This window comes from Aureivirga sp. CE67, from assembly GCF_015767245.1.
Classification (GTDB): domain Bacteria; phylum Bacteroidota; class Bacteroidia; order Flavobacteriales; family Flavobacteriaceae; genus Aureivirga.
In genome coordinates, this window is the sequence record NZ_JADOTV010000014.1 from 65280 (window position 1) to 88856 (window position 23577).

At 24.1% G+C, this 23577-nt stretch carries 28 protein-coding genes; all 28 read right to left on the reverse strand.

The window, feature by feature from the left end:
- Positions 1-54: 54 nt before the first annotated feature.
- The 28 genes from I0K12_RS15305 to I0K12_RS15440 all read right to left on the reverse strand — a co-directional run bounded on the left by I0K12_RS15305 (position 55) and on the right by I0K12_RS15440 (position 23558).
- Positions 55-711: a hypothetical protein gene (locus I0K12_RS15305; RefSeq protein ID WP_196889014.1), complete on the reverse strand. Its 657-nt coding sequence runs from the start codon at positions 709-711 to the stop codon at positions 55-57.
- Positions 712-726: 15 nt separating this feature from the next.
- Positions 727-2037 (reverse strand): leucine-rich repeat protein, encoded by a 1311-nt coding sequence (locus I0K12_RS15310; RefSeq protein WP_196889015.1) that lies wholly within the window; start codon positions 2035-2037, stop codon positions 727-729.
- 23 nt (positions 2038-2060) lie between these two features.
- Positions 2061-3326 (reverse strand): mechanosensitive ion channel family protein, encoded by a 1266-nt coding sequence (locus I0K12_RS15315; RefSeq protein WP_196889016.1) that lies wholly within the window; start codon positions 3324-3326, stop codon positions 2061-2063.
- Positions 3327-3457: 131 nt separating this feature from the next.
- Positions 3458-4246: a leucine-rich repeat domain-containing protein gene (locus tag I0K12_RS15320; protein ID WP_196889017.1), complete on the reverse strand. Its 789-nt coding sequence runs from the start codon at positions 4244-4246 to the stop codon at positions 3458-3460.
- 8 nt (positions 4247-4254) lie between these two features.
- Positions 4255-4923, reverse strand: a complete 669-nt coding sequence (locus I0K12_RS15325) for a hypothetical protein (protein WP_196889018.1) — start codon at positions 4921-4923, stop codon at positions 4255-4257.
- 169 nt (positions 4924-5092) lie between these two features.
- Positions 5093-5611, reverse strand: coding sequence for a hypothetical protein (locus tag I0K12_RS15330; protein ID WP_196889019.1), 519 nt, complete (start codon positions 5609-5611; stop codon positions 5093-5095).
- A 17-nt stretch (positions 5612-5628) separates the two neighbouring features.
- Positions 5629-5901, reverse strand: a complete 273-nt coding sequence (locus tag I0K12_RS15335) for a hypothetical protein (RefSeq protein ID WP_196889020.1) — start codon at positions 5899-5901, stop codon at positions 5629-5631.
- Positions 5902-6057: 156 nt separating this feature from the next.
- Positions 6058-7041, reverse strand: coding sequence for a hypothetical protein (locus I0K12_RS15340; RefSeq protein WP_196889021.1), 984 nt, complete (start codon positions 7039-7041; stop codon positions 6058-6060).
- A complete protein-coding gene (locus I0K12_RS15345) occupies positions 7031-7861 on the reverse strand; it encodes a leucine-rich repeat domain-containing protein (protein WP_196889022.1) in 831 nt (276 codons plus the stop codon). The genes I0K12_RS15340 and I0K12_RS15345 overlap by 11 nt, the downstream gene beginning before the upstream one ends.
- A complete protein-coding gene (locus I0K12_RS15350) occupies positions 7858-8394 on the reverse strand; it encodes a leucine-rich repeat protein (protein WP_196889023.1) in 537 nt (178 codons plus the stop codon). Before I0K12_RS15350 ends, I0K12_RS15345 begins: the two co-directional genes overlap by 4 nt.
- A gap of 3 nt (positions 8395-8397) precedes the next feature.
- Entirely contained in the window at positions 8398-9132 is a 735-nt protein-coding gene (locus I0K12_RS15355) for a leucine-rich repeat protein (RefSeq protein WP_196889024.1), read from the reverse strand.
- A 5-nt stretch (positions 9133-9137) separates the two neighbouring features.
- Entirely contained in the window at positions 9138-9602 is a 465-nt protein-coding gene (locus I0K12_RS15360) for a tetratricopeptide repeat protein (RefSeq protein WP_196889025.1), read from the reverse strand.
- A 3-nt stretch (positions 9603-9605) separates the two neighbouring features.
- Positions 9606-10391, reverse strand: coding sequence for a tetratricopeptide repeat protein (locus tag I0K12_RS15365; protein WP_196889066.1), 786 nt, complete (start codon positions 10389-10391; stop codon positions 9606-9608).
- 6 nt (positions 10392-10397) lie between these two features.
- Positions 10398-10886, reverse strand: a complete 489-nt coding sequence (locus tag I0K12_RS15370; RefSeq protein ID WP_196889026.1) for a hypothetical protein — start codon at positions 10884-10886, stop codon at positions 10398-10400.
- A gap of 59 nt (positions 10887-10945) precedes the next feature.
- Positions 10946-11449: a hypothetical protein gene (locus I0K12_RS15375; RefSeq protein ID WP_196889027.1), complete on the reverse strand. Its 504-nt coding sequence runs from the start codon at positions 11447-11449 to the stop codon at positions 10946-10948.
- A gap of 2 nt (positions 11450-11451) precedes the next feature.
- A complete protein-coding gene (locus I0K12_RS15380) occupies positions 11452-12279 on the reverse strand; it encodes a tetratricopeptide repeat protein (RefSeq protein WP_196889028.1) in 828 nt (275 codons plus the stop codon).
- Between the two features lie 9 nt (positions 12280-12288).
- On the reverse strand, positions 12289-13017 hold the full coding sequence (locus I0K12_RS15385) for a hypothetical protein (protein WP_196889029.1): 729 nt from the start codon (positions 13015-13017) through the stop codon (positions 12289-12291).
- Positions 13018-13052: 35 nt separating this feature from the next.
- Positions 13053-13952 (reverse strand): DUF4274 domain-containing protein, encoded by a 900-nt coding sequence (locus I0K12_RS15390; protein WP_196889030.1) that lies wholly within the window; start codon positions 13950-13952, stop codon positions 13053-13055.
- Between the two features lie 28 nt (positions 13953-13980).
- Complete coding sequence (locus tag I0K12_RS15395) at positions 13981-14736, reverse strand: hypothetical protein (RefSeq protein ID WP_196889031.1); 756 nt, start codon at positions 14734-14736, stop codon at positions 13981-13983.
- 5 nt (positions 14737-14741) lie between these two features.
- Positions 14742-15359 (reverse strand): hypothetical protein, encoded by a 618-nt coding sequence (locus I0K12_RS15400; RefSeq protein ID WP_196889032.1) that lies wholly within the window; start codon positions 15357-15359, stop codon positions 14742-14744.
- Between the two features lie 52 nt (positions 15360-15411).
- Positions 15412-15801 carry a hypothetical protein gene (locus I0K12_RS15405; protein ID WP_196889033.1) on the reverse strand — a complete coding sequence of 130 codons (390 nt, stop codon included), beginning with the start codon at positions 15799-15801 and terminating at the stop codon, positions 15412-15414.
- 300 nt (positions 15802-16101) lie between these two features.
- Positions 16102-17427 (reverse strand): hypothetical protein, encoded by a 1326-nt coding sequence (locus tag I0K12_RS15410; RefSeq protein ID WP_196889034.1) that lies wholly within the window; start codon positions 17425-17427, stop codon positions 16102-16104.
- A gap of 38 nt (positions 17428-17465) precedes the next feature.
- A complete protein-coding gene (locus I0K12_RS15415) occupies positions 17466-18932 on the reverse strand; it encodes a hypothetical protein (protein WP_196889035.1) in 1467 nt (488 codons plus the stop codon).
- Positions 18933-18939: 7 nt separating this feature from the next.
- Positions 18940-19863: a hypothetical protein gene (locus I0K12_RS15420; protein ID WP_196889036.1), complete on the reverse strand. Its 924-nt coding sequence runs from the start codon at positions 19861-19863 to the stop codon at positions 18940-18942.
- Positions 19864-19877: 14 nt separating this feature from the next.
- Positions 19878-20675, reverse strand: a complete 798-nt coding sequence (locus tag I0K12_RS15425) for a hypothetical protein (RefSeq protein WP_196889037.1) — start codon at positions 20673-20675, stop codon at positions 19878-19880.
- A gap of 10 nt (positions 20676-20685) precedes the next feature.
- Positions 20686-22098 (reverse strand): hypothetical protein, encoded by a 1413-nt coding sequence (locus I0K12_RS15430; RefSeq protein WP_196889038.1) that lies wholly within the window; start codon positions 22096-22098, stop codon positions 20686-20688.
- A 27-nt stretch (positions 22099-22125) separates the two neighbouring features.
- Positions 22126-22803 carry a leucine-rich repeat protein gene (locus I0K12_RS15435; protein WP_196889039.1) on the reverse strand — a complete coding sequence of 226 codons (678 nt, stop codon included), beginning with the start codon at positions 22801-22803 and terminating at the stop codon, positions 22126-22128.
- Positions 22804-22844: 41 nt separating this feature from the next.
- Positions 22845-23558: a hypothetical protein gene (locus I0K12_RS15440; protein WP_196889040.1), complete on the reverse strand. Its 714-nt coding sequence runs from the start codon at positions 23556-23558 to the stop codon at positions 22845-22847.
- Between the last annotated feature and the right edge of the window lie 19 nt (positions 23559-23577).

A 23577-nucleotide genomic window follows, 5' to 3' on the forward strand; every position in this document is an offset into this window, starting at 1 on the left:
AAAAATGAAGAAAAAAAATAAAACTAATTTCATCCAAAAAAGGTGATTTTAAACTTACAACCATAATTCCATTTCCCATTGTTTAAATCTTGGTGTAACTTTATATAATTCAGATTCATCATAAATCATTCTAATGTATTGACTTGTTCTAAATCTTACCCAATCTTCATTTATAACATTAAAATCTTTATCCATTCGAAGAACATTGCAAAAAACAGCAACAGTTCTTTCTAAATAATTTCCTTCTGTTAAAATAAAATATGCACAATCTTTTTTTTCATTTTCATTGTAATGAAGTAGGGGAGTTGTATTTAATTTAGCATTTTCAAAATCTCTAAAAAAACGTATAATTACATCTCTCCAATTTTTTTTATTCTTTGAAGAAAGTTTTTTTGGTGTAAAACTAAATTCCTTCTGTTCTTTTAAAGACTCAATATATTCGCCAATTAATGTAGAAGATGATAAATTTGAATTCAATTCATTTGTTTCAGGAAAACATATTATTTGATTATTATATTCTCTGAATAATTTCAAAGCAAAAATATTAGCAATTGCATCTGGAGTTTCAAAAATAATTTCAATATCATAATTCACACCCCATTTTGTACCTGAAAGAATGGTTTCATTTCCAATATAATATCCAAAAAGTCTTAAATCTCCAACAACAGAATAAGGAAGTCTTTTTCCTTTTCTTCCATCAAATTTCTTCATAGCTATTTTTTATTATTAAAGAAAAATATCAAAATTAAAAGAAAATTCTTTTTTCTTATCTTTTTCTATAATTGGATTTTGCTCCAATTCTAATATTTCAAGATTTTTACAACAATCTAAATTTTCAATTCTAGAAATAGAATTATTATTTAAACTTAGAACAACTAGATTTGTTAGCTTTTCTAAATTCTCTATTTTGTTTATGGAATTCCAGAATAATTTTAATTCTTCAAGCGCAACTAAATTTTCAAGATTTTCTATTTTTTTAATATTATTAAAAGCCAAGTATAACGTTTTTAAAGATTTTAATTTTTCTAAACCTTCAATATATCTAAGTTTATTTTGATCAATATCTAAAAATTCAAGATTTACGAGCTCATTCAAATTTTCTATATAAGAAATATTATTATTCGATAAATCTAAATATTTCAATTGTTTATTTTCACTCAAACCCTCAATTTTCAAAATTTTATTAGCTGAAAGATTTAATTTTTCAAGTTTAGACAAACAATCTAATCCTTCCATAAATTCAAATTGATTATGTGATAAATTCAATTCTTTTAATAGAATTAAATGATTTAACGATTCAATATCTTCAATTTTATTATCACTTAAATCAAGAATTTCCAAGTTTTGTAGATTTTCTAATCCTTTAATTTCTTTTATAGAGTTTTCCGAGATATTTAATTCTTTTAGTTGTACTAAATTCTCTAATCCCTTGATTTCTTCAAAGCAATTTCCCTCAATAGATAAGAACTCTAGATTCTTTAAATTTTCTAAACTTTTTAAATCATTTAAAATATTATCACTTAAATCTAATCGAATTAAATTTTCTATTTTTTCTAATCCATCTAAAGAATTTAAATTCATACCTTTTAACTCTAAAAATGTCAATTTCTCTAAAAATTTCAAACTTGAAAGATTCTCAATCTTATTGTAAGATAAAAATAAATTATTCAGATTCAGTTCTTCTAAATTTTCAATTTCTTCAATCTGATTTTCTTCCAGTTCTAAAACACTCAACTCTTGCAAAGATTCTAAATTCTCAATTTTAGAAATCTGATTTTTTGACAAATCTAAATGTATTAGTTTAGTAAGTTTTTCAAGATTTTCAATCTTAGTAATTTTATTTCCTCTTAACCCTAATGAAGTTAGTTTTGATAGAGTTTCTAGATGATCAATTTTAGTGATATTATTATCTTCAATTACTAAAACTTTTAAATTTTGAAATTTTTCAATTCCTTCTAAAGAATCAATTTCCATAGAAGATAAATCTACAATCTCTTCAGAATAATCTAAATTTGGTATATCATTTATTGTTTTCATATCTTTTTAATTTAATCAAAATTTTATTTTTTTAGAGATTGAAAATCGTTTCCTGAAGGTGCAGAAAATATCTCCAAATCAAATTCTGGAACAACAGCAAAAATATGATCAAATACATCAGCGATTATTCCTTCATAGTTTACCCAATTTTTATCTTTAGAAAAAGCATAAACTTCAATAGGAATTCCTTTTTCTGTTGGTGGTAATTGTCGAACCATACAAGTCATTCCTTTTTGAATATTTGGATTTCTGTTTAAATAAGCTTCCAAATAAGCTCTAAAAACTCCAATATTAGTCATTTGTCTACCATTAATAGAACTTGTCTTTTTATCGACTTGATTTTCTTGATTAAACAACTTTATTTCTGTTTCTTTTTGAGCTATAAATTCAGAAATAAGTTCTATTTTTTTGAATCGCTCAATCATTGTATCTGTACAAAAAACAATGGAATTTATTTTTATTGAAACTGCTCTTTTAATTCGTCTTCCTTTGGATTCTTCCATTCCTCTCCAGTTGGTAAATGAATCTGAAATAAATGCATATGTTGGTATTGTTGTTATTGTTTTATCAAAATTCTGAACTTTTATTGTCGTTAAATTAATTTCCAATACATCTCCATCTGCACCATATTTTGGAACAGTTACCCAATCTCCTACACGAACCATATCATTTAGAGATAATTGAATACTTCCAACAAATCCAAGAATACTATCTTTAAAAGCTAACATAATCACTGCTGCAGCAGCACCTAAACCACTTAATAAAATCAGTGGACTTTCATTAATAGCAATCGAAATAGATAAAATCGCTGCAATGATAAATGATATAATTTTTAGTAATTGAGCAATACTCGCAATAGGTTTATCTTTAAATTTTTCATTGTCTTCAAAAATTTCCTTTACAGCACTGATAAAATTCATAAGAATTTCAGTAATCACAATAACTATAAAAATATCTGTGATCCCCTTTACAATTGGAACAGCAGAAGGAATTTTACTAAAAAATACTGGTGCATAAATATCAACTAAAATCGCTGGAAATAAATGAGCAATAGAATTAATTACATGTTTACTCAAAAAAATATCATCCAAAAGTGTTTTCGTTTTTTGAGCTGCTTTAGGTAATACATTATGTAAAATCTTTTTTGCAATTCGCCAAACTAATATGCACATAAAGATGAAAAGTAACAATTCAAATACATCACGAATAATGATTGAAGTTGTTTTTTCTATTCCAAATTTGATGTGTAATAATTCATCCAACCAATGATCCCATATTTGTTTCTCCATAATAAATTATGAGTTTGTTTATCTAAAAAAATTAGTAATTATTGAATTTTTCGATGTTGATTAAATCTAAATTTGATAGAGTAGAGGAGATAAGAAATCCTTATTTTTTTTTTAAAATTCAAAAGAATAAATTAAATACGAAAATCATAAGTATATCTATTTATTAGTTCCTCTTTATCTTTTATTTTAAAAGGATTTTTTTCTAAACTTAAAATTTCAAGATTTGTAAAATGCTCAATATTTTCGATTTCTGTAATCTCATTAGCCTTTAAATGTAATCTCTGTAATTGTATTAGATTACTAAGGTTTTGTATCTTTTTAATTGTATTTCCAGATAAACTTAATTCTTCTAATTGAATCAGTTTATCTAAATTCTCTAGTTTAGAAATTGAATTGTGATCTAAATCCAATTCTTTAAGTTGTCCTAAATTATCTAAACCTTCAATTTTCTCAATGGAATTAGTGTATAAATAAAGTTTCTCTAGACTTTTAAGGTTATCTAAATTTTCTAATCTAGAAATATTATTATTCGATAGGTTTAAATATTTTAATGAAATCAAACATTCTAAATTTCTAATACTATCTAATTTATTATAAGTGAGATCTAAAAATTCTAGTTTATTTTGATATTCCAAATTTTCAATATTTGAGATATTATTTTCAGATAAATCTAAATATTGTAATGAAACTAACTTTTCTAGGTTTTCTATTTTTAAAATATGATTTCCACTTAAAATCAAAGTTTTTAGCTCTGATAAATTATTAAGAAATTCTATTTCACTAATATTATTATTTTGAGCAACCAAAACTTTTAAATTTTGAAATTTTTCAATTCCTTCCAAAGAATCAATTTCCATAGAAGATAAATCTAAAATTTCTTGAGTATAATCTAAATTTGGAATATCATTAATCGTTTTCATAAAATTCTCTATTCAAAAGACTGAACAATTGGGGAAATACATCCCTTTGATTCAAAATCTTTGAAACCTTTAATTTCTGTATCATCTCTTGCAATCATAACCAATAAAACTCCTTTATTATCCAAAGAAGTTGTCGCTTTCATTACAATTTGAAGTAAATATTTTCCTTTAAAACCGCTATAATCTTCCTTTGATTTTAAAAATGCAGTTGCGATAAAATGATCAGATTCTAAAAAAGTTCCATTAGCCATTTCAACATCAACTATTTCTATGTGTCCTGGAACTCTGAATTGATTAATTAAAGATGTCAATAAAGATTCATTAGTGATTCCTAAGAAATTTTTATTTCTTGATTTTTTCCCTGAAACTTCCGAAACACCATGATATTTTCCAACAGATAATGATTCAGTTAGAATTGAATCTTTATCATATTTAAAAAAACCGACATAATTTGGTGATCGATAATTTTCTTGAGTTTCAATTTCCAAATCTGATGGATATTTTAAGGAAAATGTTTGCGCTGGTAAATTATATTTCAAACAATATGCTTCATCAATACTAAAATCTTTCAATGTTCCACATTCATCATTATAAACTATCTTACTCTTACACGAAAATAAAAGTCCAATGAAACTTAATCCTAATACTATTTTTTTAATGTTTTTTATAAAAATCATCTTATTAATTTATTCATCAATTTAAATAATCCGTCTATTTTTTTAAACATAACGGTTAAACATATAACTAATCAATTTCACATTTGATTAGTTAATAATTGAGCAAATCTCTTAAAAAGAAAATAATTATTTTTCACACAAAACAGGTGATTTTTTTAGCTTCAAAATTTCATAGTATTCTTTCTATTTTATGAATAACATACTCAGATAAATCTTCATTCAATATTTTTGTTTCGATTTTATATTTTCCTTGTTCCAGAAATAAAGTAGGAAATTCGTCTAATTCTAATTCAAAAAAATTGATTCCTGCATCAAATAATAAATATTCTTCTGTAGAAAATTCAATTTCGAAATCAAGTTCCCAGCTTTCAATATTTCTCAATTTTTCTGATTGAATAATTTCCTTATCAGATTCCATACAATATCTAAGAATATAAATTATTTCATCCATTTCAATCAAACTAAAATCAACTTCTTGATGATCAAAAATATCAAAAGCAAGAAACTCTCTATTTAAATAATTAAAAGAAACTACCATTTTTCCTTTTTCTTCAAATCTAGAAACAACTTGATTAAAATCTAAATTTTCAAAATCAGATTTTAAAGCATACAGTCCAGACCATTTTTCACAAGCATATTTTTTAGGTAATAAAATTATCGGACCAATGGTGTTATATCTTTGAAACATTCCAGCTAGTTCTATAATTAATGATTAATTTTATCAATAATAATATAATCTCCAATTCTACTTTGAAAATTCTCATTTTTACTTTCACAAATGTCCCAAAAACCATTTTTAATCTCTACTTCCATAGAAAACATTTTAGATATTCTCTCATCATTCAAAAAATAACTTTCTAAAGTTTCTTTTTCAATATTGCTTTCACAAAGTTTTATAAAATAATTTTTGCTTTGATAAGTAATGTAATATTCTTTTCGTTGCGTTTCTATTCCTTTTTTTGACATAAAACTCTTCATAATTATAGAAGATTTTATTTCTATCTTTTCTTTTTTAGTCAAACTATTTTCAGGTTTATTATTCGTACAAGAAATATGAAAAAAACTAAATTAATACCTATGAAAAGGCTCATAAAACAATTTCTTCTGATTTTCATAATTTAAATATTAGAATCATTAATCTTCTAAAATAATTTCTGTTAAATGTTTATAAATTTCTTCTTTATCCAACTCATTTATTAATAAACATGTTTTAAAAGCATCTTCTTTATTTTCAGCATACCTATATTGAAACCATGCTTTTTCCCATAAAAAATCAAGATTATTAGAATCTTTACTTTCATTAATTATATTTTCACCAATCTTTAAATATTTTTCTTTTTCTTCAATTGGTCTGCCTTGCCAATCTAACTCTTTTAATATTTCATTTAAATTTTTAATAACAGGATTGTTTTCAAATGCTGTTACTTTTATAGCAACACACTTTTGAAAAACCTCATTTGATTTTTCTTCGTCCTCTAAATTATATTCATACATCAATCCCTTTAAATGATAATAATAAATAATTTTATTTGGTTCTTTTACAACAATTTCTTCAATATATTTCAACCCAATTAAAACATCTTCTTTCAATCTATCTTCATCATGCTGACCATATAGAATTTCTGTAAAATCAACTTTATTTTCAAAACTCATTTCATCGTATTTAATCAATAATCGATAAAATGCTAACAATTCTCCTGATAAGTGATATTCTCCCTTTTCAACAATAAATTTATATGCTGAAACTAATTGTTTTCCTAATATTGATTCATATTCTTTTTGATATGTTTCAAAATCAGAAATTGCTTCTCTAAAAACTTCTTCATCATTCCAATCCAATTCAGAAAATAATAAATGTAAAGACTCTCCACATTTCTTAATTTCCTCTTTTAATGAGTCATTTGATGATGCAAAAATTTCAATTATTTCATTTAATTCATTTGCTATTTCATGTTGAATAACCAAACCAAAAGGACTATTATCAATTTTTCTTAAAACATAAAAAACCATTGGATAAACTTCTTTTAGCAATTCTTTATTTTGAATAATTAACTGAAACGCTTCTTGATAGCAATCTGAATCTGATGTTGCTAATAAACTATTTATTTTATTTTTCATTCTTATTATTAAATGGATTATAATCCAAGTTTAATTTTATTAAACTTTCTAAATAATCTAAGTTTTCTTTATTTTGAATTTCATTGAATTCTAAATTTAATTGTTCCAATTTCTTTAAATTTTCTAGATTTTCAATTTTAGAAATCTTATTTTCATATAATTCCAAAGACTTCAAATCAATTAAGTTTTCTAAATTTTCAATTTTACTTATACAATTTGCTGCTAAATCTAAATTCAAAAGCTTTTTACAATTTTTTAAATTCTCGATTTTTTCAATTAAATTGGAATTAAGAGATAAGTTCTGTAAATTTTTTAAATTCTGAATTCCTTCTATTTTCCGAATATCATTATAATCAAGATTTAATGATTCAAGATTCTCTAAAAATTCTAAATTTTCGATTTTATGAATTTCATTGGAATCTAATTCTAAAATTTTTAAATGTTTAAAAGATTCTAAATTTTCTATTTTTTTAATCTTATTTGCTCCTAAACTCAAAATCTCTAAATTTTCTAATCGATTTAAATTCTCAATTTTTGAAATAGAATTCATACTTAAATCTAAAATCTCTAAATTATCTAAAGAATCTAAATTCTCAATATTTGATATTTGATTCCATTTTAAAACAAGCTGTTTTAAAGAAGTTAATTTCTCTAAATAATCAATTTTAGATATATTATTTTTATAAACTGTTAAATATTCAAGGCTCTTAAACTTTTCTATTCCTTTCAAAGAAGTCAATCCTTGATTTGAGAGATCTAAAACTCTACAAGAAAAATCAAAATCTGGATCTTCTTTTAATAAATCATTTACTGTTTTCATTCATAAATTCCTATATATCGTGCATACTGATCTTCAGCATCGATATTAAATATTTCTATTTTACCAGTTAAAATAACTATACCTCTTACATTTAAATCTTCAATTATCTTTGGATTTTGAATTGGATTTCCATAAAGATCCAATGTAAAAAGATTGAGATTTGAAAGATTTTCAATTTTAAAAATTTGATTTTCAGATAAATATAAATACCCTAATTCTGAAAGATGGTTTATATTTTGAATTTTCTCAATTTGATTCTTCGAGAAATCTAATATTCTTAAATTTATATTCTCTGTAAGATTTTCAATTGTTTGAATTTTATTATTTCTTAAATCTAAATTTTTAAGTTTTTTAAATTTATCTAAATTTTCGATTTTTGTAATTTCATTTCCGGATAAATCTAAAGTATCAAAAACATCTTCGTAATTTTCCAACCCTTCCAAAGAAGTTAAACCTTGATTTGATAAATCTAAAACAGAATCTGAAACACCAAAAATTGGATTTTCTTTTAATAAATCATTTATCGTTTTCATTTTTTAATAAATTCTAATCATAAAATCATATTTTTCAGCTTCTTCAGGATTCTCGATTTCCATTTTGTCTCCACCTAAAACCAATTCTGCAACATCAAATTTTTCTATATTTTCAATTCTTTTGATTTTATTATCATATAGATTAAGACTTTGTAAAGAAATTCCATCCAAATTCTCTAATTTACTTATTAGATTATTTTCTAGATCTAAAGCAACTTCACTAACATTTAAAACTTCTAAATTCTCTAATTTCTCAATGAGATTCCCTTCTAATAAAACTTCAAACAAACGATCAGATTTAGGTAAATTTTCTAGCTTCGTAATTTGATTAAAATTGATATTCAAACTTACTAATTGACATAATTTATCTATATTTTCAATCTTAGAAATTTGATTTTCTATTAAATATAAATCCTCTAGTTTTGAAAGATGATTTAAATTTTCAATTCTTGTAATTTTATTATTCGATAATTCTAAATACGTTAAATTTGAAAGAGTAGAAATATTTTCAATTTTTTCAATTTTATTATCCTCTAACAATAATGTAAGAAGGTTTTTAAATTTATCTAGATTTTCGATTTTTGTAATTTCATTTCCGGATAAATCTAAAGTTTCAAAAACATCTTCGTAATTTTCCAATCCTTCCAAAGAAGTTAGACCTTGATTTGATAAATCTAAAACACAACCTGAAATACCAAAATTTGGATTTTCTTTTAATAAATCGTTTACTGTTTTCATATTCTTTATTTATTTAATTCTCTTGATTTTTGAAAACATTTTTCAGCTCTTTCTCTCATCTTTTCCACTTCAGAATTATCATCAGAAAATTCAATTTCATCAACTCTATCCAAAAGAACTTTTCCTAGATTGTAATATAAAATATGTTGGTAGTTTTCGTCTGTTATATATTCAATTGCTTTCTCATAAAAGAAAATTGCTTTTTCAAAATCATTATTCTTTTTCTCAATATTACCAAGGTATAAATAAGTCAAAACACTTTCAGGTTTATTTTTTAAAATTTGAAAAAAACATTGTTTTGCCATTTCATCTAAATTTTCATGTAGATATGATAAAGCTTTATGATTTAATGCTTCATAATTCGTCGCGTCTATTTCAAGAATTTTATCAAAATACACTCTTGATTGGTAGTAACTTCCTATATTAAAAAAATGTATTCCTTTCTCTAACCAATAATCAATTTTATTCATTTTCTAACTTAAATTTTCAATTTTAGAATTAAATGAATCATTAGTTTTCAAAATGGACTTAAAAATCGAATCTCTTTTTAAAATCTTAATTAAATTGGAATTAATTTGTAAACCTTGTTTTATATAATCAATACTTTGATCAAAATTTCCTAAGTATGATTCACAAATTATCAAACATGGATAAACCATTTTTTTTAAAGAAATTTGTTTATTATTTTCGTTCAATATTTCTAATAATTGAACAAAATATTTTTTCGCTTTCTGATAATTTGAAAACTCGTAAAAATATAAACTCGCAACTTCATAAATTACTTTATCATTGGTTGGATTTATATCTATCACCTTGATAAAAGCATTTAATGCCTCTTCATTTAATTTCAACTTATCTATTTCTTCATCAGAATTATAATCAATTAAAAAATCCAAATAATCTAAAATACTTTTTCCAAAATTGAAATAAAGTAAATCCATATGTTCATCATTATAATATAAAATTGCCTTTCTATAATAATTGATTGCATTTTCATATTCTTGGTTTTTTCTTTCTATATTTCCCAAATGAATGTAAGTCAATCCATTTTTTAAATCATGCTTTAAAACTTCTAAAAAAAATTCTTTCGCAGAGCTATCATTAGATTCTCGGACATAAGAAATAGCTTTATGATAATTTGCTAAAACATTAGAATTATCAATTTCAATTATTTTATCAAAATATTGTCTAGCTTGAGAATAATTTGCTAAATCTAAAAAAGAAATTCCCTTTTTTAGCCATATTTCTGTTTGATTCATATCTAATTACTCTAGTATCAGATTTAAATCAATTGCACTTTTATAAACGTCAACTTTTCTCACATTATCCAAATCAATTAAAGCTTCATTTAATTTTAATTTAATGGTGAATCTACCATCAATACCATTCAAATTTGAAATATTAGTTAATGTATTTTTTAAATAATCTAAACTGCCATAAGCATTTAATACTACGGAATACACAACCACTTTTTCAAGATCATCATTATCCATGTTTATAATTAAGTCATATTTAGGATTATCTTTCTCAAAATTTATTTTCAATTTTGAACTAAATAAATTTCTTAATTTAATAACAATTTCATTATTCAAATTTTCTTGTTGCTTCAGAAAATCTATCAAAACATACAATCCAATTTTTGAAATACTATATTTTAAATCATTATCAATCCAATCTGTTTTTATATCATATGGAAAATTATCCATTTGTATTCCAAATATATATTCCTTTTGAACCACCTTTACACTTATCATTTTATTTCGCTTTTTTATAAATTAAAAATCCCAGTGAAAACTGAGCTATTCAAAAATTACTAAATCCAATTAACCAAATTAGCATCTAAAGTTGAGTAATAGATATCATTTATCTCTTCAACACTAAAGTCAATCATTTCCTTTTTAAACTTTAATTTTAAAGTGATAAAAGGATAGTTTTCATTTTCACTAATTGTATTCGAAAATTTCTTTTCCCAATAATCATAATTCCCTTTATTAGATACCTTTGCAAATTCGAGTAATTCTTCCATAAAATCATCAAAATAATAACAACCAAATTCTGTCAAAAAAGCTTCCTCATAATATTCCGAATCATCTTTTAAATATTGAGACAAAACTGCTCTTAATTTATTATATATCTGATGATTCATCATTTCGCATTGTTCAAAATAATCTAACAAAATAAACAAACCTGTTTTGAAAATAATTTGCTCATTTTGATTTTCTAACCACCCAACATTTACATCAGGATGAATATTCTCAATTCTAAATTGAAAACTATTCTTTTTTTGAACTATTTGTATTTTAGTTAAGTCTGACATTTTTAGTTTTCGTATTTTTTTAAAAGAGACTTCAAATCCTTTTCAAAATCTGGATTTTTTTCCATTACTTCCATCAAATCAATATCTCCAGAGTAAGAATAAACAGAAAAAGAATCTAATTTCAATGATATTTCTACATATTTCAGACTTAATTCAAAATTACCTTCAATGGCTTCACAAATTGCTAAACATCTATAAGAATTTAGTTTGTAATGATTTGGTATATTTAGATCACTTATAATTCTTAAGGTTTTTTCAAAATATTTTTTTGCTTTTTGACGAGAGTTTAAATAATAGAAATAAATATTACCCATTTCATAATTTGCTTGAAATTGTTTTGGATTTTCAGCTAAAGCTTTTATAAAATATGACTTAGCCTCTTCTCGCATTTTATCTTGCCTCTCATACTCATAATCTTCATCATTTTCTTCAAGTTCATCTAAAATTGATTTACCTATATTATAAAAAAGTACATCTTTGAATTCTTCTGATTTTAGAAATTCTTCTGATTTTTTATAGGATTGAATAGCTGCTTTATAATTTTCTTCTACTCTCTCAATATTCCCTAAATGAAAATATGGTGAACTATCTCTAAAATCTATTTTTATTGCTTCTAAAAGACTTTCTTTTGCTTTATTTGATTTCCCTTCTTTTAGATAACAAACTGCTTTATAAATGTGAGCAAGTGAAAATTTTGGATTCAATTCTAAAGCTTCATCAAAATATTTTATTGCAGATTCATACATTTCCAAATCCATTAAATTTAATCCTTCCTCAAACTTTTTTTGTTCTTCTGTTTTTTTATTTATTATTTTTTTGAAAAATTCCATTTTATATTTTTATACAATTTCTATTATTTTCTTCTCTTCTTCTTTTCTAAAACTATTCGTTATATGAGTTCCAAAATTTTCAGATTGCCAAAACACATGTTTGTCATTTTTTTCACCATATAATATCTGACTGAAATTTGAATAAAAATCAAAATAAAACAATTGTTCACCTCTATTTGTGGATTGAATCTTATTTCCAGAATGAAATAAAAAATCATAAGGAGGAATTAATTTTCTATTGCTATACTCCAATTCTTCTTCAATTCCATCATAAAAACCTGAATCATATAAATAATTTGAATCCGATAATCTAAACTCAAAAGGAGATTCGTTTTCGTAAACCCCTAAACCTTCCAAAAACTCTTTTCTTAAATCTTTACAATCATTTTTTAATAGATCATCGAAAGACAGTACTTTAAATTCAGCTTTTAAATTAATTTCTTCTTCCCACATTTTCCTAGCATTCACATAACGAAATTCAAAACCATTAAAACATTTATAAAAAGAAAACAAACCTTCATTTATTTTTTTATTAAAAATAATTTTATGAATTTCAGATAAATTTTGAGCAATTTCTTCTGAACCTTTAGGAATATAAATATGCGTTATATATAAATCTTTATTTAATACAATATTTTTAATCTGATTAAAAACATTTTCTCCCAAATTTTCATAAATACTTCCTTTAATTCCTTTACAATCTTTTAAATATTCTATTTGATTAATTTTATGATACATCAAGTATTTATTATAAATAAAAGAGCATGTTAATATTATATGTTAGATGCTATGTGTTTGTTTAAAATTTCCAATGCTGCATCGTTTTTTATTAGTTTAGCTAAATCAAATGCATCTAAACCATCTATATCTTTAAGAAAAGGATTTGCTCCTTTTTCCAATAAAAATTCAAGTGTAACTGACATTTTAGATGTTACCCAATTATCATTTTCATAATATACATTTTGATGTAAAGCTGTTCTTTTCCATTTAGCGCTTACATCAATATGTAACCCTTTATTACATAATAATTCCGAAATATTATGACGCCCTGATTGACAAGCCCAATGATGTAAAGTAAATCCATTAGGACCTGTTTTTATTTTAATATTAGCTCCATTTGAAATCAAAAATTCAACAATTTTAATATGACCAGCAATGACTGCTAATTCAATTAAGTAATTTCCATCAATTTTTTGATTGATATCAAATTCATTATTATCAATTATTTTTTTTATTGTTTCTAAATCTCCATTACGACAAGCTTTCAATAATTTTAATATCTTATTATTACCATCTATTAAATCTTGAGAACGAATTTTCCCATTTGAAGGTCTTGTCATTTCAATTGGAATATTCCCTAATTCTTTTGGTATTTCTAATGGTAGTCTTTCTGATTTTTCTGGAATAAATTGAATGATTTCATTGAATTTTTCTTCTAAAATTAACTTTTCTATCTTTTTTAAAAGTATATAAACTGGAAGTTCATATTCAGGAACTTCTTGAATTACCTGGTACTTATTATAATATTCTGGACAACCTAACCAATAAATTAAAAGAGCTGTAGATTTATCACAAGCTTTATTTGAAATAATTCTATCCAGATTTTTTATACCATCATCCCAATTGTAATGATATGCTTTTAGGAATAATTCTTCTGTTTTTGAAAGTTTCATTAATTAATTTATTTTTTAAAATATAGAATTACAATCTTGATAAAACCTTCTTTTCTATATTTTTATCAGAAAATTTAGAAATATCAGCTCCATAATCTTCAGCTCCAAAAATTGAAATCTCACCTTCTTTTCTTCCAAAGACTACTTGACGAAAATCAGAATAATAATCCAAGAAAAATAATTTATCATTTTCATCTAAATGTCTTACTTCATTTTCTGGGTGTAACAAAAAATCAAAAGGTGGAATAAACTTTTTGACTCCATACTCATATTCTTCTAATGAATCTCCATAAAACTCATACTGAAATAATTTATTAGGATTAGAAAGTTTTTTTTCAAAAATAGATTCATCTTCATAAATAGACAGATTACTAAAAAATTCTTCTCTTAAATCATCATTTTCTTCATAAAACAAATCTTGATAAGAAAGAGATTCATAATCATCACAAAAGAAATCCCAATCAATATCTAATTCATCTTTTTCATCTTCCCAAAATTTTTGAGCATTTATATAACGAAACTCAAAACCATTAAAACAACTATAAAAAGAAAATAATTCTTCTGGAATCTCTTCATTAAAAATTACTCTAAGATCTTTTGCTAATTTTTCTGCATTTTCTTTCGAGCCTTTAGGAATATATAAATGCGTTATATATAAATTTCCCTTTTCTAAAATATTTTTTATCTGATCAAAAATACTTCTCCCTAAATTTTCAAAGGAAGTTCCCTTTTTTCCTTTACAATCTTTTAAATAACTTAATTGTTCAAATAATTCTTGTTTCATTTGCATTATAATTTTGTAATCATTGATGGATTTCCTTCAAACTCTGAATCAATAAAATCTTCCCATGGATTAAGTGAAATCCCTCCATTTTCAATTGCTATTTTATCATAAGTTTCTTGATTAATTCCAAATACCAATTTATACTCATAATCTTCATTTGGTTGCACAACAGGATCATTTATAATGATGACAGCTTTCATATTCTTCGTTTGAAATTCTTTTTCTAAAGGATGAATTCCAATTCCTAAAAACATATGAATTTTAATCTCTTTTGAAAGAATTTTTGTGGCTACATGTTGCAATAAATTATTACATTTTTCTAAATCAACACCAATTTCTTTTGATACTTTAAATGAAAAATCATGTCCTAATTTTGGTGCTACTAAAAATGAATAGAAAGCAAAGTGATCTTCTGTTTCATAAACTTGAACATAACTCAGTGGATTTTTTTTAATACCAGATAAAACAGCACTTATCACAGAAGCTTTTGAATCTAAAAAACTTTTGACAGGAGTTTTATAAATTTGATTAATTTCTTCTAAAGTCTCTGCTAAATATTCTTTTTCTATTTCTTTTTCAATATTTAATTTTAAGATAATTTCTTGAGTTTTTTCGTTTTTCATTATGGAAAGTATTAAAATGAAAAAACACTCTTTTATAAAGAGTGTTTAATTTTTATCTTTTAAAATTATAAATAATTTTATCTGTAGCATTTTCAGATTTAATCAAAACTTCAAATGTTAAATCTGTCGTATTCATTTTAGTGATAACAGCTTCTTCACCTTTAATCATAAATACATTCTTTTCTGGCAAATATGTTCCTTCTTTTCCTTCTTCTTTTTCGCAAGACTTTTCATACATTGTTACCCAAAGTGTATTATCATCTTTTATTTCCATAAAATCCTTCCCACATGTTGTGTGTTCATAAAGTTCTTCATTTTCTTCAATCACACTATAAAAATTCCATCTTCCATAAATTGAAATATCCTCACCATCGTCATCTTTACTACAAGAAAAAGTCAGAACAGATATTAACACCAAAAAAAACCATTTACATTTCTTCATATTACATTTAATTAAAATTATTAAAACTTATTTGAGATTATTTATTTGGTATTTTGCTTTAATTGTTCTAAACCAAATAATTCGGTTGCAAAGTTATCTTGATTCAAAAAAAATAAATCACCCGAAAAAGGTGATTTATTATTAGTGTTTGTTAAAAAAATAATTTATGTTAAAGTCTCATTACCCATCGTTCTATTTTTCTAAAAAAATTATTTATTTCAGATTGTACTTTTCTTTTATACAAATTTTGTAATCTTTGTTTTAAATTAACCATCTGTTTTATCTTTGCATATTTATAAATTATTCTATTTTATCACAACTTAGTGCACCAACTGGCCCGGTAGTATATTGTCTTAAATTTTTATCATATTTACTACTTCCTAGATACTTACGAATAAACCCAAAATTTCGATAACCACAACCTTCATTACTTTTATACAAAATATTTCCTTCAATATATTTCCCCTCAATATTTCCATAGTCATCTTTAATCACTTGCCAATCTAAAGTAATAATAGCTTTTCTAAAATCAACATTTGACCAATTTTTATTTCTGGCCCAAATTCTAACTTGTTGTAACATCTCAGCTTCTAATTCTACATCTTCTCTAACAGCAATAGGTAAAGGTTTAGCATCTAATATTTTTTGCGCCATATTACTTGACATTTCTTTGTATATTTCAGTTCCTTCACTTGCATCAAAATTTATATAACCATGAAAATATTCCTTATCTGAATCCATTCTTCCATTAGTTAATGCAATTCTTAATTTATGTTTGTAACTTCCCATTCTTTCATTAATCCTCTTCATCAAAAACTCTACTCCATCTGAGTCAACTTCAGAATTTTCTAATCTATCAGTCAATAGCTGAAATATAATATAATTTTTATCTAAATCTTTTTCATATAGAGTTTTAACAGTAGTTTGATTAACTATTTCATTTTCTTTTGGTAACATATCTTTTTCAAATTTATCAATACCAACACAAGCCCAATAATTCATATTTCCATAAATATCTTGTGAATAATTCGAAAGTTTATATAAATAACCTGATCGTAATGATAAAGGTAAATATGCAACAGCCCAAATATTATCTCCAACTTTAAAGTCTGTCTTTATTTTAGATAAATCCTCTTGGCCAACAGTAGGTTTTTCAGAAAAAAAAACTATTCTACCAACATTTTCTTGGTGAAATTTAGAAGTTGGATTTTTCACATAAAACTCTGGTAAATAACGAGATTCTTTTTTATTAGAATTATTGATAAATTCATTAAAAAAATCACTTTTAATACCTAAAGTCTTTCTTCCTTTTTTTATATCTTTTCTACTTAAACCTACAACAAATTTATTTTCAATTGCTCCTTTTGGGTCTAATTCTAATAAAACTAAAACACCTTTCATTTTAGTTAAAACTAAATTATCTTCTTTTGAAGCATATGAACCTTCATTGTTTTTTAATGGGTAAAAAGCATAAACTTTTTCTCCCCCAGTTGTCAAAATAGAAACTTTAAAAGATTCATTTCGTCTTTTTACAAGATCCATTTTAATTATTCTCCCTCCAGAAACAAGATAAGAGCCTGTTTCAAAATTCTGTGCAATCGCTGTTGATGTTAAAAGTGAAATCATAAATAGTATATAAGGTTTCATTTCTATTATTTATTTTTTTATTTTTCTAAATATTGCCATTTGGAGAAATCTCCAATTTTATAATAAGCGGTTCTTTTATATTTCAATCTATTTTTTTGAGGTAAATAAGCTTCACTGTCAGACCAATTAGTTTCAGGTACATTTTTAAACATCCAAAATAAATAAGTCAATTCAGGTGCATCCGATTGATGAATATCAAAGTATAAACCTGTATCATCACTTTTTAATAAAAGAAAGAAAATAAATTCTTTTAAGTACAAAGAACCATTTGCATCTAGAAAACTTGTCTTATCAAAAAGTACTTGTGAAATGGATGGAAGTTTAAAAAGAAAATTTAAAATTTCTCCATACCAACCTTCTTTATATTCATTTAAATCTTTTTCTAAATTTAATTGAAAAAGTTTAAAATTTTCGCGAATTATTTTTTCTAAATCTGATTCTTTGGAAGTCATTCTAGCTTCTGCTGAAAACTTTAAAACTTTTGCATATTTTCCTGAAATAGAACCTATAAAATCAACAAATAACTTTGATTGTTCTTCATTACAATAAGAAAATGAAAGTTTCACAGTAGCTGGATTTTTCTTTGTTTTCTTAGATTTTATCCATCTATTATTACTCAAGAAAAAATCAATCTCAGCTTTTGTTGGAGAAGCTTGATTAAAATCAAAAATTGATGCTGTTGCATTATCTAATCTTGCTTTTATAAAATTTAAATAACGATGTTCTGCCTTTAATTTAAATACTTGATTTTCTTTTAAAACAGAAAGTGCTTTCTCTATTTTTGCATCATCAAAAGATTCTAAGTAACTAAAAATAGAAGTTATTTCTTTTGAATTAAAATCTGAAAAATCTATAATTTCTTCTATTTTTTCAATTCCATATTCTGGAAAAGCAATATTACTTTGAGCTAAAAGTTTATGCCCATCAAAAATAAATTTCAGCTTCTTTGGTTTTATTTCTAGTGCTTTGTATAAACAAATAATATCTTGATTACAATAATCTGAAACATCTTCCCAAACACTATCTGAAAAAGTTGTTTTTTCAACAATACTTGTTTTTATCTTTTCATTTTTCTCAGTAAATATTATTTCTTCTTCCTGCTTTATAGCTTCGCATTGTTCCAAATCAAATAGATATTTACTTTGAATATCTTCTAAAAGCATTGGAATATCGTAGACTTTAACAGTCATTAATTTTCCTTTTTCAAATCGATATTGAAGTTTTGTATGTTCAGAATATTCTCTAGAAATTGAGAATAAATCCTGCTTATAACCTAAATTTCTTCTAGCATTATCAATAGCATCTTTATTATCAAAATCATAACAAATTTTATTATCTTCTAATGTATAAAAGCTACCTCCAGAAGTGCCAAATTCTGTAACTATTGGACTTGAATAATATATTTCTCCTTCCTTTAAGAATGGATCTAATTGCTCTGATATATAATTGATTTTTTCTTCTAAATTCATTGAATTTTCTTCCATATTTATTTTAATTAATACATATTTCCTTAAAACAAATTTCTCCTGATTTAAACCCAACTATTAATAATTCTAAATCCTCTGAAACATCAAAATTTTGAATAATTTTATCTTTAAAATCAAGTTCATGTAGTAATTCAAAAGTTGACTTTTCTCTCACATGAATACTATTAGTTGTCATATAAAAAATAAAATCATTTTTGATATTTAAATTGTATGGGATTCCATTTAGAGCTATTGTTTTTATAGATTTACTTTGCTCTGAATTCCAAATTTTCAATTCTTTATTTTTTGACCCTGTTATAAAGTAATTAACATTTAAGCTGCAAATTGTTGTAAATTCAGTTTCATCTTGAAAATATTGAATTTCTCTTATGTGAAATTTATTTTGAGGAAGTTTTAATATAGAATCATATTGAATAATTAGTAGATACTCTTTGTTAAAAACTTCAACATCTGTCATAAACCTTCCTATCTTTTTTCTATATTCTTTTGCTCTAGAATATTTAAAATAACCTTTATTATCTATATCCAATTCTAATTTAGCATAAACCCCATCAGTTGAAATAGAGAAAGATTGATTACTTATTACTTTAAGTTTCTGAACATCTACTGGGTGTAATTGAGCTGCAAATGGGTAACCATAATCTGATGAATTTCTTTGGTATTTTAATCGATCTTCTCCATTCATATCAATAATTCTTATATAACCAGAATCATAACCAACAATCACAAATTCTTCATTTACGGATTCAAACCAATCTAAAGTAGTTACTGAATGAAATAAACGATCTTCATAAATCATTAATATTTTCTCTGATCTCATATCATAAACTTTTAATGGACCTTCCATGAATCCAAGAGCAACTTTATCTTGATTTGGAGAAATTTTTAAACTAGAAACTCCTAAACTTTGTGTATCTATTATTTTCATTTCTAGGTATTAATTTATTTCTCTATGTAATAAAAATCAGCTTCATCATTTCTCAAATAATAAGCAGTAACTCGCTGATATAATAAAATAGAATCTGGCAAAGTAGGACGTGAATCGTCTTCTAAATAAATTCTTGGAATATTGATAAACATCCAAAAAAGTTTTGTGAATTCAGGAAATTCTGATTGAGAAATTTCAATTTTGGTATCTCCATTTTGTTTTAGAATTAGTAAAAGCGTAAACGCTTCAAATCCTGCAGATAGGTTTGCTTTACTAAAATCTGTATTCTTAAAGATTACTTTGTTAATTTCACTAATATTATAAATTTTTACACAAAGTTTAGAATACCAACCTTTAGTGCAAATAAATATTTGATCTCCTATAGCTTCTTCAAATTTATCTCTAAATTCTTCCACAAAATCAGCTATATAATATGCTTCCGTTGTTCTTTTTACTTTAGAAATAAATTGTAATAGCTTCACATTATCTCTAACAATAGCACCAATAATGTCAACTAATAATTTAGATTCTAAATCACTAAAATTCTCAAAAGAAATGGCTTTTTGATCATATGCTTCCTGTAATTTATCTATTGCAAAGTCAATTTCATCTTTTGTTGGAGCGGCTTTTAAATAATCAAATATTGTTGCTTTTGGATTATCTAAACGTATCCTTATAAAGTGTAAATAACGCTTTTCAACACTTTTTTTGAACTCTTCATTTTCTTTAATAATTTCTAAAGCTTTCAATATTTTAGAATCATCAAAAGATTCTAAATGTTCGAAAAGCTCGACTTCTTCTATAATTTCCATATTTTATATTTTATTTTTCAATTAAATAGGCTTCATCACTATCATCTTCTAAACTATATTTCGCTTTTCTTTTATAAGCTAGTTCTGATTCAGGAAAAATTGCTTTTACTCCTTGCCAAGTTGTAAAAGGAATATCTCGAAACATCCAAAATAATTTTGTCAAATCTGACGCATCCGACTGATAAATATCGAAGTATGTTCCTCTGTTTTGATTAAAAATTAGATATAACATGAAAGGTTCCAGACCAAGAGATTGATTTGCTTTCTCAAAAGAAGTTTTCTCAAAAAGAATATTTTGAATTTCGTTTACAATAAATAAATGTGTACAAATTTTAGAATACCAACCATCTTTCGAAATATTCATTTCTTTTGCTAAAGACTCTGTGAATAACTTTTTATATTTATCTATTTCTGTTGATAAAAACTGTTCATTATTGGTTTGCTTAAACTTCATGATCGTTTTCATAAAGTGAATATTATTTTTAACAACAGTTCCAATTAAATCAACAATTAATTTTGATTCGTTATCATTACAATACGAAAATGAAATAAAATCAAATCGTTTTCCCCAACGCTCATTATCTAAGAAAAATTCAATCTCAGCTTTAGTAGGAGCAGCTTTTTCATAGTCAAAAATTGTTGCTTTCTTTTCATTTAATCTTAATTGAATAAAATTTAAATAGCGTTTTTCTACGTCATTTTTTAATGATTCATTCTCTTTTAAAACATCTAAAGATTTTGCTATTTTTAAATCATCAAAAGATTCTAAATAATTATAAATTGATGCAATTTCCTTAGGATTAAAATCTAAAATGTCAGTAGTTTCTTGAATTTTTTCAATTCTATATTCAGGAAAAGCTATGGAACTTTGAATTTGAAAATTTTCACCATCATAAATAAATTTCATTTTTTTTGGTTTCGTTTCCAATAAATTATATAAACAAATGATATCTCCATCACAATAATCACTTACTCTCTCCACTTCTCGATTTTCATATTTCTTATTGATAATTACACTTGTTTGAATTTCATCATCATTATTAGAAAAAGTAATTTCCAGAGATTTATTTAAATACTTTCTTTGATTGAAATCTTGAATAGAAGACTGTTTTAATTCCTCAATAAGCATCGGAATATCATAGACTTTTACAGTCATCAATTTTCCTTTTTCAAATTGAAATAACAGTTTTGTGTGTTCAGGATAATTTTCTGTTATTGAAAGTAAATCACATCTATTTTCAGCATCACTTATTTCCTTTTCTTCTTCAAAATCATAAAATTTCGCATTATCTTTTAATATATAAATACTCCCTCCTGAAATTCCATAAGAAGTAACTATTGGATTTGAATAATAAATTCTATCTTCTTTCAGAAATGGATCTAAAACTTCTGATGCATATTTTATGTCTTTTTCTAAGTTCATATTATATTTTATACCTTATAATTATTATTAATCATATCGATACCAACAGATATAGAAATAATAATTCTCTTCATTTAAATTATTTTTATTTATAGGGTTTCCAGCTAAATGAACAGTTTCTAGATTTGGGGATTTTTTCAATATTTCAATGTTTGGAATTTGATTATCTATGATGTAGAGAAAACATAAACTCTTTAATTTTTCTAAATTCTCTAATTCTGTTAATCGATTATTTTCAAAATCTAAATATTCTAATTTTTGAAGTTGTTCTAAATTTTCAATTTTAGAAATTTGGTTGTTTCTAAGATCTAATTCTCTAAGGTTTTCAAGTGAATCTAAACCTTCTATTTCCGAAATTTGATTACCTCCAAGATTTAGTTCTTCAAGTAATTTAAAATTTTGTAGACCTTGAATTTTTGTAATTCTATTCTTGTTTAGTTTTAATGATTTTAACTGATTTAAATCTTCTAAACCTTCAATTTTTGAAATTTGATTATTCCCTAAATCCAGAACTTGTAATTCTTTTAGATTTGATAAAAATTCAATATTTGTTATTCGATTATTATCTAAAAATAATCTTTCAATATTTTTAAATTTTTCAATTCCTTTTAACGATTCTATTCCTTGATTTTCTAAATTTAGTATCTGAATTCTATAATCTTTAAATATTAAATCATCAATACTTTTCATAAAATAAAAACACATGATCTTTTCAAACCATGTGCTACAAACAGTCTAAATTATTATCAAAATTCCTTAAACTTCACATTTATTAATTTTTGTTTAATTGCATGAGCTTTTTCCAAAATAGAATACTCTCCTATGTTATTGAGATTTATTTTCTTCGATCCTTTATAATAATCTGGTACAAAATCTCTTCGGTGTTTAGGTAAAAAATCAAAAGCATCAATTGTATCACCTTCAACATAAAAAATTTCTTTTCCTAACTTATCAAATAAATGAGTTTCTAAAACGAATAATTCTATATCAAATTTAGAATCATTTTTAATGTTAATTTGAATATCTCTTTCAGGATCGTTTTTAAGTAATAAAGCTTCCCACTCAATCTTTGAAATTGCTTCCATCTTTTGCTTATAAAGAATATTTTTTTCTTTTACTTTTTGAATAGTAGCAAATTCTAAATTGTATTTTTGTTCTCCTAATAATTCTTTTATCTTGAGTAAATCTTGTTTTAATACATTTAATTTTGAAAATATTGAATCATTGTGTCTAGATACATTTTTTAAAGTATAATTTGTTCCAATTTTAACTTCTTTAAATTCTAAAATTAGTTTTTTAGCTTTATTATAACTTTTCACCAAATCACAATTAATCTTTATTAAATCAATCCGACATTCTTTTACTTCTGAATTACTTTGATTATGACTTATAATTTCAGTTGAATTCATACATGAGAATAAAATACTACTTAATCCTAAAATGATAATATGTTTTTTCATTGTGATTTTCAAAAATCGT